This window comes from Amycolatopsis sp. ATCC 39116 (assembly GCF_000231075.2).
Taxonomy (GTDB): Bacteria; Actinomycetota; Actinomycetes; order Mycobacteriales; family Pseudonocardiaceae; genus Amycolatopsis_E; species Amycolatopsis_E tucumanensis.
On record NZ_AFWY03000036.1, the window covers coordinates 47269 to 62187 of the forward strand.

Here is a 14919-nt window from a genome sequence, read left to right on the forward strand (position 1 = left end):
CGAGGCAACTACGCTGTGTCGGTGCTTCACGATCACCGGTGCTGGGCCTTCGAGTCCACGGCGGATTTCCGGGCCCGCGCGCGGGAGTTCCTGCGCGACGGGCTCGCCCGCGGCAGACAGGTCTGGTACGTCGCGCCCGGCGACCCCGCGCTCGACGGGCTGGACGACGCGTTGCGCACCGGCGCGGCGCGAGCGGTGTCGCTGGACGACACGTACCCGGTGGGCGCCGTGGTCGATCCGGACGAGCAGGTGCGCAACTACGCCGAGGCGACCGAGGCGGCGCTCGCCGCGGGCTACACGGGCCTGCGGGTCGCCGCGGACTGCACGTCCCTGGTGAGCACGGCCGAACAACTCGACGCGTTCGCGCGCTACGAGCACAGGGTGGACCGGTACGCGGCCGTGCGGCCGTTCTCCGCGATGTGCGGGTACGACCGCGGGCAGGTGGGTGACGAGGTGGTGGCGAGGGTGGCGTCCATGCATCCGGCGACGAACGCCGACCCCGGGTTCCGGCTGTTCGGCTCGGCGTCGGCGTCGGCCGCGCTCGCCGGGGAGCTGGACCTGTCGACCGAGGAGCTGCTCGTCGAGGCGCTGCGGCGGGCGGATCCGCGGCCGGTGGACGGCAACATCGTGCTCGACGTGCGTGGCCTGCGGTTCGCCGACCACCGCAGCCTGACACGGCTGGCCGAGCACGCCGCGAACCGTGGTGCGACACTGGTGTTGCGTGATCCCTCGCCGGCCGTCTCCCGCCTGGTCGAAGTGCTGGGGCTGCCGACGGTGCGGGTGGAGGGGGCTGCGTGACCGCCTTCGTGCACCCCGCGCTGTTCTACAGCTCCGACGACGAGTACCTGGACGCCCTCGTGCCCTTCGTCACGGACGGCCTCGCGCGGCGGGAACCGGTCGCGGTCGCCGTGCCCGGTGACCGGCTGTCCGTGCTGCGGCCCGCGGTCGGCTCGGACGACGTGCTGTGGCTGGACATGACCGAGGCGGGCCGCAACCCGGGCCGGATCATCCCGACGGTGCTGCGCAGGTTCGCCGACGCGCACCCGGACCGGCACGTGCGCATCATCGGCGAGCCGATCTGGGCGGGCCGCTCGGCCACCGAGTACCCGGCGTGCGCGCAGCACGAGGCGCTGATCAACCACGCGTTCGACGGCCGGGACGTGACGATCGTGTGCCCCTACGACACGGCGGCACTGGAGCCGTCCGTGGTCGCCGACGCCCGCGAGACGCACCCGGAGGTGTGGGAGGCGTCGCGGCGGTACGCCAGCGAGCAGTACGCGCCGGACGACGTGGTGGCGCGCTACAACCAGCCGGTGCCGGCCGCGGCCCCGGTGGACTTCGCGGTGACCGGTGACTGGGGCGTCCGCGAGGCCCGCCACTGGGCGGCGGAGCAGGCGCGGGTGTTCGGCCTGAGCGAGGTCCGGGTGCCCGATCTGGAGCTGATCGTCACGGAGCTGGTGACCAACAGCCTGCGCCACGCCGGCGGCTCGTGCCGGGTCGAGCTGTGGCCCGCGGACGGCCACCTGTGCTGCGCCGTGCACGACGACGGTTTCCTGGCGGACCCGCTGGCCGGGCGGCGCCCGCAGCCGCCGGGCGCGCTGGGCGGGCGCGGGCTGCTGCTGGTGCACCAGCTGGCCGACCTGGTGCGCACGTACACGCAACCGGGCCGGACGACGCAGTACGCGCTGCTGCGCCTGTGATCACAGCGTCGTCAGCGCCGCTATCTTCCACGCCCCGTCCACCTTGCGCGCCACCACCGACAGAGCCGCCGAGGACGACGTCTGCTGTCCGCTCGTCGTGTTGAGCGTCTGCTGTTCCAGGAACGCCAGTGCCCGCGCGGAATCGCCGTCGAGGTCCTGCAGCCCGAGCGACGCCACCGTCGTGGTGCGGATCAGTTTCTGCGACACCGCCTGCTCCTGCGCCGCGGCGAAGGTGTCGCGATACTGGGTCACCGCGTCGTCCACCAGGACCGACGCGGCCGCCCGCTCGGTGCGCGCCAGGTTGCCGTAGTCGTAGGAAAAGACCGCTTTCAGGGCCGCGCTGATCTGCTCCGAGGCCTCGGCGGTCGCCGCCGGGTCCGCCAGCGTGGCGTTCGAGGTGCGCCACTGGCCGGCCTGCACCGCGGCCCACCCGGCGAACCCGCCCGCCAGCACGATCACCGCCGTGAGCACCGAAACCCACGTCGCCACACGGGAAGTCACGAAGCCCCCTGCACGGCCGTGATCTTCCACGTCCCGTCCGCCCGCGCCACGTCCGCGGTCAGGTGGCTGCGGCCCGGCTTCGGCTCACCGCCACCGGACGCGATCGACACGTCCAGCACCGCGATCACCCGCGCCGCGTCGCCGTTCAGCTCGGTCACGGCGATCTGCCGCAACGACGCCGTGGCGACGAGCTTCCCCGCGGTGGCCCGGTCCACCTGCCCCTGCCGGTCCCCGCTCAACGACGAGCCCAGCTGGCCGCTCGTCACCGCGATCCACCGGTCCAGCGCGGCCCCGGCCTCGCGGTAGTCGATCGTGTTCAACGCGACCAGCGCGTCACCAGCGGCGGCGATCACCGCGTCCCGGTCGCGGGCGCGGACCAGCCCGTCGTCGTGCGCCGCGCTCCACCAGCTCCACCCGAACCACGCCGCCGCCAGCACCGCCACCGCGGCCAGCGCGCCCAGCACCCGTGTCATCCCGGCAGCCCCAGCAGCTGCCCCAGGGAACTCGCGGTACCGGTGACCAGCCCCAGCACGCCGGGCATCTGCGCCGACGTGGACTGCGCGGGCGCCGGCGTGGGGTCGTTCGGCTTCGCCGGGTTGACCGGCTTGCCCGCGTACGGCGCGTTCTGCGCGCCACGCACCCCGGTCGCGCTGCCCGGCGGCTCCGCGCAGTAGGCCTGCCGGTTGGCGGGCACCTCGCGGGTGTCGTTCGCCGGGCGCTGCTGCGTCGTCTCGTAGCCCTTGGTGCACGAGTGCGGGTCGAAGAAGTTCAGCACCAGCCCGAGGTGGCCTTCGCCGTTGGACCACACCGACCGCGTGAAGGCCGAGATCACCGGGTAGGCGACCAGCAGCTGCTCGATCGCGTCCGTGCGCACCGAGGTGATCTGCGCGGTGGTGAGCAGGTTCGCGATCAGCACGCCGAGGTCGGTGCCGGAGGTCGCGAGGATCGTGTCCAGGTCCCGGGCCAGTCCGGGCGTGGTGTCGATGACCTTCCGCAGGTCCGGGTCGGCGCCCTTGAGCTGCTCGGCGATCGTGCGCAGCCCGGTGGCCATCGAGGTGATCGTGTCGGCCTGCCGCTGCTGGGTGTCCAGCACGACCCGGCCGTCGGCCAGCAGCCGCGTGGTCTGCGGCAGGTTCTCCGTCGCCGCCGTGGTGAACGAGTTCGCCGTGTCGAGCAGCTGCTGCAGGTCGTGGCCGCTGCCCGCGAACGCGTCGTAGGTCTCGTCCACCACGGTCTTCAGCGACTGGGTGTCCACACTGGACACCAGGCGGTCCAGGTTGGCCAGCACGGTGTCCGGCGAGAGCGGGATCGCCGTGCGGTCGCTGGTGATCACCGACCCGTCCGCGAGGTAGGGCCCGTCCTGGTGCTTGGGCCGCAGGTCGACGTACTGCTCGCCGACCGCCGACCGGGTCGCCACCACGGCTTCGGTGTCGGCCGGGATCTTCTCGTCGGAGGTGATGTCCAGGTCGACCGCGACCCCCTCGTCGGTCAGGTGCAGCTTGGACACCCGCCCGACCGCGACGCCGCGGTAGGTCACCTCGGCGCCCTCGAAGATCCCGCCCGACTCGGTCAGGTTCGCGGTGACCAGGTACCCGCTGGTGCCGAACAGCCGGTCCAGCCCGGCGTACCGGCCACCGGCGTAACCGACGGACGCGAGCGCGATCAGCAGGAACGCGATCAGCTGGATCCGGTGCTTGCGGGTGATCACGGCGTCCCTCCCAGCAGGTTGCCGAGCAGGTCGCTCAGTCCGGGCAGCAGACCGGTCACCGGGTCCGGCTGGGTCTGCGCCTGCGGCGTCGCGGGCTGCGGGATCGGCAGTGGCGGCGCTGCGACCTGCGTGCTGGTCTGGTTGTTGCTCGGCAGCTCGATCGACGGGAACTTCCCGGAGTTGGCGATGTTCTGGAAGATCGCGTCCAGGTTCAGGTCGATCCGCGCGGTCACGTTCGCGTAGTCGCCCTTCACCACGTCCCCGGCGACGTCGGGCAGCGGGTAGGTCGGCAGGATCTTCAGCGCCTCCGGCAGGTTCGTGCCCGCTTCGGCCAGTTTGGACAGTGTGGGCGCCAGCGCCCGCAGGTCCGCCAGCAGCGACTCCCGGCTCGCGTCGATCGTGTCCACGGCCACGCCGGACAAGCGGTCGAGCGACTGCAGCATCCCGACGAGCTGGTCCCGCTGCTGGGTCACCACGGCCATGCCGGGCGCGAGGTCCTCCAGCGCGGTGGTCAGGTTCGCGGTCTGGGCGACGAGCGTGCCGGACAGCCGGTTGAGCCCGTCGATGGCCCGGATGATCTCCGACTTCTGCCCGTCCAGCTCGGTCGCGATCCGGTCCACCCGCGCCAGCAGCGCGCGGATCTCCGCCTCGTTGCCGGTGAGCGCGTGGTTCAGCTCGCGGGTGATGTCGGCCAGCTGGTTCACCCCGCCGCCGTTGAGCAGCAGCGACAGCGCGCCCAGCACCTCCTCGACCTCGGGGTTGCGGTTGGTGCGCGCCAGCGGGATCACCGAGCCCTCACGCAGCGGCGCCGCGGCCGGTTCCCCGGCGGGCTCGGCGAGCTGCACGAACTTCTCCCCCAGCAGGCTCGACTGGCGCAGCTGGGCGAAGGAGTTCTCCGGCATCTTCAGGTCGCCGTTGAGGCTCATGTGCACGATCGCGGACCTGGTGTCCGGCGCCAGTTCGACGCTGTCGACCCGGCCGATCGGCACGTCGTTGACCTTCACCGCGGCCTGCGGCACCAGGTCGAGCACGTCGGCGAACTGCGCGGTGATGCGGTACGGGTGGTCGCCGAGGTCCGCCCCGCCCGGCAGCGGCGTGTTGTAGAGCCCGGAGAACCCGGCCGTGCCGCAGCCGGCCACGAGCAGCAGCACCCCGCACAGCGCCCCGGTCAGCCGCCTCACGATCCGGCCTCCGGGATGTCGACCAGCGGCAGCAACGGCAGCGGCGGGAGCTTGCCGCTGTTGATGTCGGCGAGCAGCTGCGGGATCGAGGGGACCTTCGCGATGCCCTCGACCACCGGGGCGATCGCCTCGCACACGTCGCTGACCGTCGTCGGCAGGCCGACCGGCGTGGACGCCTTGATCAGCCGGCACAGCGTGGTGATCAGCGGGTTGGTGAACTCGTTGGCGTTGTAGCGGATCGCGATGCTGCCGGACGCCGCGTCGTAGGAGTTGATGAAGTTGGTCATGCCGGTCGGCCCGACGTCGAGCACCTCGGCGAGCGCGGCGCGCTGGTCGACGAGCACCTGCGTGATGCCGGCCAGCCGGTCCACATTGGACGTGAGCAGGTCCTTGTTCTCGGCGACGAAGCTCTGCACATCGCCGAGCGAGGAGCCGAGCGCGGCCAGCGCGGCGCTGACGTCGTCGGAGTCCTCGGCGAGGAAGCCCGTCACGTTCCCCAGCCGCTGGTAGAACTCGTTGAGCTGCGCGTCGCTGTCCGCGAGCGCGGTGGTGAACGACTGCAGGTTCCGCACGGTGCCGAACAGGTCGTCCTTCGAGTTGTCCAGCGTGCGCGACAGGTTCGCCAGCTCGGTGACGGTGCTGTTGAGGTTCAGCCCGTTGCCGTCGAGGTTGGCCGCGGCGGTGTCCAGCAGGTTCGACAGCGCGCCGTTCGCGTTGGCGCCGGTGGGCCCGAGGCTGGTCGACAGCTTGTCGAGCGTGCCGTAGAGGTCGTCCAGCTCCATCGGCGTCGCGGTGCGGTCCTGGGGGATGAGCGTGCCGGACGCCATCACCGGCCCGCTGTCGTAGGCCGGGGTGAGCTGCACGTACCGGTCGCTGACCAGGCTCGGCGCGACCACCACGGCGCCGGCGTCGGCGGGGATCCGCACGTCGTCGTCGACGCGCATGTCCACGCGCACCACGGCGCCTTCCGGCGTGACGCCGGTGATCTCGCCGACCGGCACGCCGAGGACGCGCACCGACGATCCGGCGTAGAGGCCGACGGTCCGGTCGAACAACGCGGAGATCCGGGTGCCGCCGCTGTCCCGGAGCACCAGATACAGGCCGGCCGTCACCAGCAGCGCGAGCACGCATCCGGTCGCGATCCAGCGGTACACGCCGCGCGAGGCACGGCTGTCGAGCGTCATCCGCCCCCCAATCCCTGGTCCGGCGCGGAGATCGGCGGCGTGCAACCCTCGGGGTTGATGGACAGCCCGCCCGCCTTGATCACCGGCGGCAGCAGCCCGCAGATGTAGCCCTCGAACCAGCGGCCGTTGCCGGTCGCGTTCGCGCCGACGCGGGTGAACGGCGCGAGCAGCTCGAGGCTGCGGTTCAGGTTGTCCTGGTTGTTCTGCAGGATGGTGGTGACCTCGCCGAGCCGTTCCAGCGTCGGCCGCAGCTGCGCGCGGTTGTCGGCGACCAGTCCGGACAGCTGGGCCGCGAGCTGCTGGGTGCCGGTGAGCAGCGCCTTGATCGCGTCCCGGCGCCGCTGCAGCTCGCCGAGCAGCAGGTTGCCGTCGTTGATGATCGCGGTGAGCTGGGCGTTGCGGTCGGCGAGCGTCCGCGACACCTGGCTGGTGTTCGCCAGCAGGTTCGCCAGCTCCTGGTCCCGCGAGGACACCGTGCGCGACAACGCGGACAGGCCGGACAGCGTGTCCCGCAACGGTTGCGGGGTGTCCTTGAGCGCGTCGGCGACCGCGTCGAAGCTCTGCGCGAGCTGGTTCGTGTCGATCTGGCCGACCGTCGTGTTCAGCTGCTGGAAGGCGTCCTGCAGCTGGAACGGGGTGGTGGTGCGCTCGACCGGGATCGGCTCGTCCGGGTCCTGCGCGCCCTCGCCCTTGGGTTTGAGCGCGAGGTACTTCTCCCCCAGCAGCGTCTTGATCTCGATGGAGGCCGTCGACTCGTCGCCGACGCGGGTGTTCTCCACCTTGAACTTGACGAGCACCTTCCTGCCGGCCAGCGACACGTCGGTGACCTGGCCGACCTTCACACCGGCCACCTGCACCTCGTTGTCCGCCGCGAGGCCCGCGGACTCGGCGAAGTAGGCCTGGTAGGTGGTCCCGGTGCCGAGCAGCGGCAGCTCGTCGGAGAAGTAGGACACCAGGGTCACCAGCACGACGAGCACGAGCGTCACCGCGCCGACGGCGGCCTGGTTGCGGTCCTTGAGCGCCTTCATGACGGCTTGCACCTCTCCGGGAGCTCGGTCGCAGGCAGCGGGAGCAGCGGCAGCGTGATGTTGAGCGACGTCACGCCGATGGTCCCGGTCAGACCGCAGAGGTAGTAGTTGTACCAGCTGCCGTAGCTCAGGGTCCGGGTGAACTTCTCCAGGTTGCCGGGCAGCTTCTTCAGCAGTTCGTCGATCAGCTGCCCGGAGTCGGCCAGCGTGCCGGACAGCGTCCCGAGCGCGGCGATGTCCCGCTGGACCGGTGGCCGCGCGTCGGCGAGCAGCCCGGCGGTGGCGTCGGTCAGCTCGCCCAGAGCGGACACCGCGTCGCCGATCGGGCCGCGCTGGGCGGCCAGCCCGGACACCAGCTGCTGGGTCTGGTCGATCAGGTTCGACAGCTGCGGTCCGCGGTCGTTCACCGTGGTCAACACGGTGTTGAGGTTGCCGATCACCTGGCCGATCACCTCGTCGCGGTCGGCGATGGTCTGGGTTAGCGACGCGGTGTGCGACAGCAGGCTCTCGATCGTGCCGCCCTCGCCCTGGAAGACCTGGATGATCTCGTAGGAGAGCTGGTTGACCTGCTGCGGGTCCAGGGCCGCGAACAACGGCTTGAACCCGTTGAACAGCACGGTGAGGTTCAGCGCCGGTTGCGTGCGTTCCGGCGGGATCATGCCGCCCGCCGCCAGCTGGTCGTCCCCGGGCACGTTGGTGCCCAGCGACAGGTACCGCTGCCCGACGAGGTTGCGGTACTTGACGGTCGCGGTGACCGAGCCCGGCAGGCGGTAGGCCGACTGGACGGTGAAGTGCACGTCGGCGTAGCTGGTGTCGCCGTCCTGCTCGACGGTGATCTCGTCCACCTGCCCCACCTTCACCCCGACGATCCGCACGTCGTCGCCCTCGTGCAGGCCGGAGGCGTCGGTGAAGCGCGCGGTGTAGGTGGAGGTGACGCCGAAGTTGGTGTTGGCGATCGTCGAGCCGAGGATCCCGGTCAGCAGCACCGTGACGGCGGCGAAGATCAGGATCTTGATCAGCGACGGGACGAACCGGTTCACCGGACCTCCACCTCCACCCCGCGGTAGAGCGGGCCGGCGAGCAGGGTTCCCCACCCCGGCACGTCCTGCGGCGCGGCCGGGGACAGCAGCGCCGCGACGAGGTCCTGTTCGGCCGGCGAGTTCGCGACCGATCCGGTGGTGGACGACCCGCCGTCGATGATCCCGTTGCTGGGCAGCGGAACGCTCGCGCCGGGCCCGGCGGGCGGGTGCGTCGAGCCGTCCTGGATCGGCCCGCCCGGCGGGTACTGCGGCCAGCGTCCGGGCGGCAGCACCATCGGGTAGCAGCGCGGCCCGCGCTTGTCGAGGTACTCCGGCTCGTCCTTGCCCGGCTCGTACTTGGTCCGGTCGGCGACGAACCGGATCGTCACGTGGTTCATCTTGTCGGTGCCGGCGCCGAAGGCCTCGTACGCGCGCGGCACGGCCTCGGCCAGCTGCTGCAACAGGCACGGGTACTCCGGCGCGTACTTCGCGAGAACCTCCAAAGTGGACTGCGAGGTGACCGTGAGGTTGATCAGGTTCGCCTGGTTGACGCGCAGGAAGCTGTCCAGGTTGTCGCTCGCGTTCGTCACCGACGCCCAGACCTGGGTCAGCGCCTGCTGCTTGTCCACCAGGGTCTTCGTGGTTGTGGTCAGGTCGGCCAGCGCCTGCAGGAAGTCCGGCGCGGCCCGGTCGTAGGTGTCCGCGACGTTCGCCAGCCCGGTGATGTCGGCCTTGATGTCGGGCAGCGACGGGTTCAGCCCCGCCAGGTACTCGGACAGGTTCACCAGCGTGGCGCCGAGCTGCTCGCCGCGGCCGTCGAGCGCGGTGGAGACCGCGTTGAGCGTGCTGGCGAGCTTCTGCGGCTGGACGGCCTGCAGCAGCGGCATGACGTTGTTCAGCACCTGCTCCAGCTCGATCGCCGAGCTGGAGCGGTCCTGCGGGATGACGTCGCCCGCCGCGATGTGCCGGGGGGACGGATCCGGCGGGATCTGCAGGGCCACGTAGCGTTCGCCGAACAGGGTCTTGGGCAGCAGGCGCGCGGAGACGTTGTCCGGGATCAGGCCCAGCTGATCCGGGTCCAGCGCGAGTTCCAGCGCGGCGTGGTCGCCCATCGCCTGGATCGAGCGCACCTCGCCGACCACGACGCCGCGGATCTTGACGTCGGAGCCCTTGCGCAGCTGGTTGCCGACGTGGTCGGTCTCCAGCCGCACCATCGCCACCGGGGTGAACTCCTTGTTGTAGGCGGCGACCGTGGTGACGAAGAACAGCCCGCACACAACGAGGAACACCAGGCCGAGCACCTGGTGCCAGAGCCGCCGCAGCAGCACCGCCCGTCTCATCCCGCGATCCTCACCGTCGTGGTCGCGCCCCAGACCGCGAGGCTGAGGAAGAAGTCCAGTACCGAGATCAGCACGATCGACGTCCGCACCGCGCGGCCGACCGCGACGCCGACGCCGGCAGGCCCGCCGCTGGCGGTGTAGCCGTAGTAGCAGTGCGACAGGATCACCAGCACGCTGAACACGATCACCTTGCCGAACGACCACAGCACGTCCTCGGGCGGCAGGAACAGCCCGAAGTAGTGGTCGTAGGTGCCCGCCGACTGGCCGTAGAGCCACACGGTGACCTGGCGCGAGGCCAGGTAGGACGACAACAGCCCGACCGCGTACAGCGGGATCACCGCGCCCAGCCCGGCCAGCACGCGTGTGGTGACCAGATACGGCAGGCTGGGCACCGCCATCACCTCGAGCGCGTCGATCTCCTCCGAGATCCGCATGGCGCCCAGCTGGGCGGTGAACCCGCAGCCGACGGTCGCCGACAACGCGAGCCCGGCGGCCAGCGGCGCGACCTCACGGGTGTTGAAGTAGGCCGAGATGAACCCGGTGAGCGCGGCGGTGCCGAGCTGGTTGAGCGCGGCGTACCCCTGCAGGCCGACGATGAGACCGGTGAACAGGGTCATGCCGATCATCACGCCGAGTGTCCCGCCGATCACCGCCAGACCGCCGGTTCCGAAGCAGACCTCGGTCAGCAGCCGCAGCGTTTCCCTGCTGTAGCGGCGAAGCGTGCGCGGGGCCCAGGCGAGCGCGCGGACGTAGAAGGAGAGCTGGCTGCCCAGTCCCTCCAGCACGGCGCCGGGGCGCGCGATCATCTCGAGTGTCCGGTCGGACACCCCGGGCTGTCTCTCCAGCGTATCGGCGGTCATCACAGCGCTTTCGGCGGAATGATCCGCAGGTAGATGGCGGTCAGCACGACGTTGATGAGGAACAGCAGCAGGAAGGTGATGACCACGGCCTGGTTCACCGCGTCGCCGACGCCCTTCGGCCCGCCGGCCGGGTTGAGCCCGCGGTAGGCGGCCACCACTCCGGCGACGAACCCGTACAGCACGGCCTTGATCTCGCTGACGTAGAGGTCCGGCAGCTGCGCCAGCGCGTTGAAGCTGGCCAGGTACGCGCCCGGGGTGCCGCCCTGCATGACGACGTTGAAGAAGTAGCCGCCGAGCACGCCGACCACGCTGACCAGGCCGTTGAGCAGCACGGACACGACCATCGCGGCGAGCACGCGCGGCACGATGAGGCGCTGGATCGGGTTGACCCCGAGCACCTCCATCGCGTCGATCTCTTCGCGGATCTTGCGCGCGCCGATGTCGGCGCAGACGGCGCTTCCGCCGGCGCCCGCGACGAGCAGGGCGGTGATCAGCGGGGCGGCCTGCTGCACGATGGCCAGCGCGCTGGCCGCGCCGGTGAACGACTGCGCGCCGATCTGCTGCGTCAGCGAACCGAGCTGCAGCGCGATGACCGCGCCGAACGGGACGGCGACGAGCGCGGTGGGCAGGATCGTCACGCTCGCGAAGAACCAGCACTGCAGGATCCACTCGCGGAACTGGAAGGGCCTGCGCGGGATCGCCCGCAGCACTTCCCAGGCCAGTGTGGACAGGCGGCCGACCTGGGCGAGCGCGGCGGTGCCCGGTACCGTGAGCGTTCCCGTGCGTGACCCCATCACACCTCCGCGACCCCAGCCTCGTTGCTCTGAGTCTTACTCCCTTGCGGGAAACCGCTTTGCGTTAGCGGTGTTTACTTCGTATTCCCGTGAAGTCGATCACCCCTGCAGATTGAGGGCATGGGTAGCCGTGGCCCCGCCGTCGGCGACGAACTCCCCGCCCGTGCAGTAGGAACTCTCGTCACTGGCCAGGAACACCGCGAGCTGCGCGATCTCCTCGGGCTTGCCGACGCGTCCCAGCGCGACCTTCTTGCCGACCCAGGCCATGTCGATCTCCGCCCCGCCCGCGGCGTCGGCGACCATCTGCGTGTCGATCATGCCGGGATGGACCGAATTGACCCGGATCCCCTTGCGCCCCAGCTCCAGCGCGGCCACCTTCGTCATCCCCCGGATCGCGAACTTGCTCGCGGTGTAGGCGACGAGGAACGGCATGCCGGCCAGACCCTCCACAGAGGACACGTTGATGATCGAGCCGCCACCGGCCCGCGTCATCGGTTCAACGACCGAGCGCATGCCGAGAAACGCCCCGATCTGGTTGATGCCGATGACGCGTTCGTAATCGGCCAGTGACGTGTGCGCCAGCTCCGAGAAGTGCAGGATTCCCGCGTTGTTCACCAGCACGGTGAGGCCGCCGAACTCGTCCTCGGCGCGCTGCACCGCGGCGGCCCAGTCGTCCTCGCGCGAGACGTCGAGGTGCTGGTAGACCGCGCCGATCTCGTCGGCGAGAGCCTTGCCGTCGTCGTCGGCGACGTCGGCGACCATCACCTTCGCGCCCTCCGCGGTGAACCGGCGGGCCGCGGCCGCGCCCTGTCCCCTGGCCGCGCCGGTGATCAGCGCGGTCTTCCCGTCGAGGCGTCCCATCACATCATCTCGTCGGTCAGCGGCAGGTACACCGACTTGAGCTCGGTGTAGGCCTCGATGGAGGACTTGCCGCCCTCGCGGCCGAGCCCGGACTGCTTGAACCCACCGAAGGGCAGGTGCGGCTCGATCTGGAAACCGTTGATGCCGATCGTGCCGGCCCGCAGCTTGCGCGACACGCGGAAGGCGCGCTGGACGTCGGCGGTGAACAGGCCTGCGCCGAGGCCGTACTCGGTGTCGTTGGCCAAGCGCACGGCCTCGTCCTCGTCGGTGAACGGGACGACCGCGAGCACCGGGCCGAAGATCTCCTCCTGCGCGATGGTGGCGTGGTTGTCCACGTCGGCGAAGATGGTCGGGCCGACGAAGTTGCCGTTCGCCAGGTCGCCGCCGAGCCGCTCGCCGCCGGTGACCAGCCGGGCGCCCTCGGCCTTGCCCTTCTCGATGTAGCCGAGCACCCGTTCCAGCTGCTTGGCGTTGATCAGCGGGCTCGCCATGACCCCGGGGTCGAACGGGTCGCCGTAGGTCATCGCCTGCGCCATGCCCTGCGCGGCGCCGAGGAACTCGTCATAGACGTCGCGGTGCACCAGCGCCCGGGTGTTGGCGACGCACGCCTGGCCGGACAGACCCATCGTGACCGCGCCGACGACGGTCGCGGCGGCCAGCGCGACGTTGGGCGCGTCGGCGAACACCAGCGCCGGGCTCTTGCCGCCGAGTTCGAGCGAGACCCGCTTGAGCGTGCCCGCGGACGCCTCGACGATGTGCTTGCCCACCGCGCGGCTGCCGGTGAAGCTGACCTTGTCCACCCCGGGGTGGGTGATCAGCGCTTCGCCGACCGGGTCGCCGGGGCCGGTGACGACGTTGAGCGTGCCGGCGGGCAGCCCGGCTTCGACGAGCAGCTCGACCATGCGCAGCACGGTGAACGTGCAGTACTCCGAAGGTTTGAGCACGATGGTGCACCCGGCCGCGAGCGCCGGGGCGACCTTCTGCGCGAACAGCAGGAACGGCGCGTTCCACGGCAGGATCGCCGCGACCACGCCGATCGGCTCGCGGAAGGTCATCGCCAGGTGGTCGCCGCCCTGGTACGGCGTCAGGGTCTCGCCGCCGAGCTTGTCGACCCAGCCCGCGTGGTGGTCGAACACGTCCGCCGCGGCGCCGACCGAGGTCGCGTAGATCGTGCTGCTGAACGACAGCGGCACCGAGTTGTCCAGCGCCTGCAACGACCGCAGCTCCTCGGCGTGCTCGCGCAGGAGGTCCGCGTACCGGTGCAGAACCGCGACACGTGTGCTCGCGCGGGAGTTCGACCAGGTGCCCGACTCGAACGCCACGCGGGCCGAGGCGACCGCGGCGTCGACGTCGGCCTCGGTGGCGATGGCGAACTCGCCGATCTCCTCACCGGTCGCCGGGTGCAGGTGGGTCCAGGAGTCGCCGCCGGTGCCGGGGCCCCACTGGCCGTCGAGGTAGAGCTGACCGGTCTTGAGGCCGACGGATTCGCGGTGCGGCTGCACGGTGAGTGTCATGGGAGCTCCAGGATCTCGGTGGCGGCGAACATGGTGTCGGGGTCTCGGTCGTCGAAGTGGGCGCCCACGGTGGCCGCGAGCTCGCCGGCCGTCCACAGCGGACCGGCGGTGTCGAACCGCTGCTCGACGGCGGGTGGTTTCAGCAGCGCGACCATGCCGCCGTGCACGACGAACACCTGGCCGTTGATGCGTTCGGCCCGCTCCGAGGCGAGGAACGCGACGAACGGGGCGACGTGGTCCACCGACAGCGGATCGACGCCGCCGTCCGGCGCGTCGCCGAAGACCGCGGCGGTCATGGCGGTGCGCGCGCGGGGACAGATGGCGTTGGCCCGCACCCCGTACCGCGCGGCGCCCCGGGCAGCGGCGACGGTGAGGCCCACGATGCCGGCCTTGGCGGCCGCGTAGTTGGGCTGCCCGGCGGATCCGACGAGGAACGCCTCGGAGGCGGTGTTGATGATCCGCGCGAACACCGGCGCGCCGGTGGCCTTGGACTGGGCGCGCCAGTGCGCGGTCGCGTTGCGGGACAACAGGAAATGCCCGCGCAGGTGCACCCGGATCACGGCGTCCCACTCCTCGTCGGACATCGAGAACAGCATCCGGTCGCGCAGCACCCCGGCGTTGTTGACGACGACGTGCAGCCCGCCGAAGTGGTCGAGCGCGGCTTCGACGAGGGCGTCGGCGGTGGCGCGCTCGCCCACGTCCCCGGTGACGGGCAGCGCCCGGCCGCCCTCGGCCTCGATCTCCTCGACGACGGTCTTCGCGGCCTCCGTGACGTCGTTGAGGACGACCGAGGCGCCCGAACGGGCCAGCGCCAGCGCCTCCGCCCGGCCCAGTCCCGCCCCGGCGCCGGTCACGATGGCCACCCGCGGTTCCCGCATACCTTCCACGACGGTCAGACTAGAATCTGTTCTCGTCCCGGACAACCCCCAGTTTCTGCCGTTTACTCCACGATGAACAGCGCATTCTTCGGACAAGCCGCGATTGCCTGCGAAACACGTTCTACTTCTGATTCGGGCACCGACGGGTGACTGATGCGCAACTCCTCGTCGTCGTCCAGCTCGAAGACGGCGGGCGCGAACCCGATGCACACCTCGTTCGCCTCGCACAGCGACCGGTCGACGGCGACCTCCATGGCTTTCCTCCTCGGCTGCGGAGCTGATAGAAATAGAACGTGTTCTAGACTAGCGCCACGGACCGGTCTGCTTCCAGCAACGACCGGGCGGGCCGGA

General features: G+C 70.9%; 16 protein-coding genes. 2 read left to right on the forward strand and 14 right to left on the reverse strand.

Annotation, left to right across the window (positions count from 1 at the left end; genetic code table 11):
- Positions 1 to 21 precede the first annotated feature (21 nt).
- Positions 22 to 798, forward strand: coding sequence for an MEDS domain-containing protein (locus AMY39116_RS0328685; RefSeq protein ID WP_157358714.1), 777 nt, complete (start codon positions 22 to 24; stop codon positions 796 to 798).
- Positions 795 to 1700 carry a sensor histidine kinase gene (locus AMY39116_RS0328690; protein ID WP_020421050.1) on the forward strand — a complete coding sequence of 302 codons (906 nt, stop codon included), beginning with the start codon at positions 795 to 797 and terminating at the stop codon, positions 1698 to 1700. The genes AMY39116_RS0328685 and AMY39116_RS0328690 overlap by 4 nt, the downstream gene beginning before the upstream one ends.
- Here the strand turns inward: AMY39116_RS0328690 and AMY39116_RS0328695 are convergent, their stop codons facing one another.
- The 14 genes from AMY39116_RS0328695 to AMY39116_RS0328760 form a co-directional block, all read right to left on the reverse strand.
- On the reverse strand, positions 1701 to 2201 hold the full coding sequence (locus AMY39116_RS0328695) for a nuclear transport factor 2 family protein (RefSeq protein ID WP_020421051.1): 501 nt from the start codon (positions 2199 to 2201) through the stop codon (positions 1701 to 1703). It lies immediately after the preceding gene.
- Positions 2198 to 2674 (reverse strand): hypothetical protein, encoded by a 477-nt coding sequence (locus tag AMY39116_RS0328700; RefSeq protein WP_027936306.1) that lies wholly within the window; start codon positions 2672 to 2674, stop codon positions 2198 to 2200. The genes AMY39116_RS0328695 and AMY39116_RS0328700 overlap by 4 nt, the downstream gene beginning before the upstream one ends.
- Positions 2671 to 3909: an MCE family protein gene (locus AMY39116_RS0328705; RefSeq protein WP_020421053.1), complete on the reverse strand. Its 1239-nt coding sequence runs from the start codon at positions 3907 to 3909 to the stop codon at positions 2671 to 2673. The genes AMY39116_RS0328700 and AMY39116_RS0328705 overlap by 4 nt, the downstream gene beginning before the upstream one ends.
- A complete protein-coding gene (locus tag AMY39116_RS0328710; RefSeq protein ID WP_020421054.1) occupies positions 3906 to 5090 on the reverse strand; it encodes an MCE family protein in 1185 nt (394 codons plus the stop codon). Before AMY39116_RS0328710 ends, AMY39116_RS0328705 begins: the two co-directional genes overlap by 4 nt.
- Positions 5087 to 6274: an MCE family protein gene (locus AMY39116_RS0328715; protein WP_020421055.1), complete on the reverse strand. Its 1188-nt coding sequence runs from the start codon at positions 6272 to 6274 to the stop codon at positions 5087 to 5089. Before AMY39116_RS0328715 ends, AMY39116_RS0328710 begins: the two co-directional genes overlap by 4 nt.
- Positions 6271 to 7302, reverse strand: a complete 1032-nt coding sequence (locus AMY39116_RS0328720) for an MCE family protein (RefSeq protein ID WP_020421056.1) — start codon at positions 7300 to 7302, stop codon at positions 6271 to 6273. The genes AMY39116_RS0328715 and AMY39116_RS0328720 overlap by 4 nt, the downstream gene beginning before the upstream one ends.
- Positions 7299 to 8342 carry an MCE family protein gene (locus tag AMY39116_RS0328725; protein ID WP_020421057.1) on the reverse strand — a complete coding sequence of 348 codons (1044 nt, stop codon included), beginning with the start codon at positions 8340 to 8342 and terminating at the stop codon, positions 7299 to 7301. Before AMY39116_RS0328725 ends, AMY39116_RS0328720 begins: the two co-directional genes overlap by 4 nt.
- Positions 8339 to 9661 (reverse strand): MCE family protein, encoded by a 1323-nt coding sequence (locus AMY39116_RS0328730; RefSeq protein WP_020421058.1) that lies wholly within the window; start codon positions 9659 to 9661, stop codon positions 8339 to 8341. The genes AMY39116_RS0328725 and AMY39116_RS0328730 overlap by 4 nt, the downstream gene beginning before the upstream one ends.
- Entirely contained in the window at positions 9658 to 10521 is an 864-nt protein-coding gene (locus tag AMY39116_RS0328735) for an ABC transporter permease (RefSeq protein WP_020421059.1), read from the reverse strand. The genes AMY39116_RS0328730 and AMY39116_RS0328735 overlap by 4 nt, the downstream gene beginning before the upstream one ends.
- Positions 10521 to 11315 (reverse strand): ABC transporter permease, encoded by a 795-nt coding sequence (locus AMY39116_RS0328740; protein WP_020421060.1) that lies wholly within the window; start codon positions 11313 to 11315, stop codon positions 10521 to 10523. The genes AMY39116_RS0328735 and AMY39116_RS0328740 overlap by 1 nt, the downstream gene beginning before the upstream one ends.
- A 99-nt stretch (positions 11316 to 11414) precedes the next feature.
- Positions 11415 to 12176: a glucose 1-dehydrogenase gene (locus AMY39116_RS0328745; protein ID WP_020421061.1), complete on the reverse strand. Its 762-nt coding sequence runs from the start codon at positions 12174 to 12176 to the stop codon at positions 11415 to 11417.
- The gene (locus AMY39116_RS0328750; RefSeq protein ID WP_020421062.1) at positions 12176 to 13690 is read right to left on the reverse strand and encodes an aldehyde dehydrogenase; all 1515 of its coding nucleotides are present in this window, start codon (positions 13688 to 13690) and stop codon (positions 12176 to 12178) included. Before AMY39116_RS0328750 ends, AMY39116_RS0328745 begins: the two co-directional genes overlap by 1 nt.
- Entirely contained in the window at positions 13687 to 14568 is an 882-nt protein-coding gene (locus AMY39116_RS0328755; RefSeq protein ID WP_020421063.1) for a 3-oxoacyl-ACP reductase, read from the reverse strand. The genes AMY39116_RS0328750 and AMY39116_RS0328755 overlap by 4 nt, the downstream gene beginning before the upstream one ends.
- Before the next feature lie 62 nt (positions 14569 to 14630).
- Entirely contained in the window at positions 14631 to 14822 is a 192-nt protein-coding gene (locus tag AMY39116_RS0328760) for a ferredoxin (RefSeq protein WP_020421064.1), read from the reverse strand.
- Between the last annotated feature and the right edge of the window lie 97 nt (positions 14823 to 14919).

Coding starts and splice junctions, on each gene's coding strand:
- AMY39116_RS0328700 (WP_027936306.1), bottom strand. CDS start 2,674: ATGACACGGGTGCTGGGCGCGCTGGCCGCGGTGGCGGTGCTGGCGGCG.
- AMY39116_RS0328715 (WP_020421055.1), bottom strand. CDS start 6,274: ATGACGCTCGACAGCCGTGCCTCGCGCGGCGTGTACCGCTGGATCGCG.
- AMY39116_RS0328720 (WP_020421056.1), bottom strand. CDS start 7,302: ATGAAGGCGCTCAAGGACCGCAACCAGGCCGCCGTCGGCGCGGTGACG.
- AMY39116_RS0328730 (WP_020421058.1), bottom strand. CDS start 9,661: ATGAGACGGGCGGTGCTGCTGCGGCGGCTCTGGCACCAGGTGCTCGGC.
- AMY39116_RS0328735 (WP_020421059.1), bottom strand. CDS start 10,521: ATGACCGCCGATACGCTGGAGAGACAGCCCGGGGTGTCCGACCGGACA.
- AMY39116_RS0328740 (WP_020421060.1), bottom strand. CDS start 11,315: ATGGGGTCACGCACGGGAACGCTCACGGTACCGGGCACCGCCGCGCTC.
- AMY39116_RS0328745 (WP_020421061.1), bottom strand. CDS start 12,176: ATGGGACGCCTCGACGGGAAGACCGCGCTGATCACCGGCGCGGCCAGG.
- AMY39116_RS0328750 (WP_020421062.1), bottom strand. CDS start 13,690: ATGACACTCACCGTGCAGCCGCACCGCGAATCCGTCGGCCTCAAGACC.
- AMY39116_RS0328755 (WP_020421063.1), bottom strand. CDS start 14,568: ATGCGGGAACCGCGGGTGGCCATCGTGACCGGCGCCGGGGCGGGACTG.
- AMY39116_RS0328760 (WP_020421064.1), bottom strand. CDS start 14,822: ATGGAGGTCGCCGTCGACCGGTCGCTGTGCGAGGCGAACGAGGTGTGC.